The sequence below is a fragment of the Mesorhizobium tamadayense genome, from assembly GCF_003863365.1.
GTDB classification, from domain to species: domain Bacteria; phylum Pseudomonadota; class Alphaproteobacteria; order Rhizobiales; family Rhizobiaceae; genus Mesorhizobium; species Mesorhizobium tamadayense.
The window spans coordinates 1-269 of record NZ_RQXT01000291.1 but is presented as its reverse complement, the minus strand read 5'-3'; the positions used below and the strand labels follow the sequence as shown (position 1 = coordinate 269).

Sequence of the window (269 nt, the reverse complement as noted above, 5' to 3'; positions counted from 1 at the left end):
CCGCGAGGAACTGATGGCCTGGTGCGAGCAAAACCGCGTCGACTACGTCTTCGGCCTCGCCCGCAACGAGCGGCTGGAAACCAAGATCGCCCCGGCCCTGGAGGAAGCGAGCCGGGCATCCAGGGCAAGCGGCCAGGCCGCACGCGTCTTTCGCGACTTCATGTGGTCGACCAAAGACAGCTGGTCCCGCCGCAGGCGGGTCATCGCCAAGGCCGAGCGGACGACATTGGGCGCCAATCCGCGCTTCATCGTGACCTCGCTCAAGCCGG

Annotated in this window: 1 protein-coding gene; it reads left to right on the top strand. The window is 67.3% G+C overall.

Annotation, left to right across the window (positions count from 1 at the left end):
* A partial coding sequence (locus EH240_RS37700) for a transposase (RefSeq protein ID WP_206075418.1) occupies window positions 1-269 on the top strand: 269 nt, incomplete at both ends.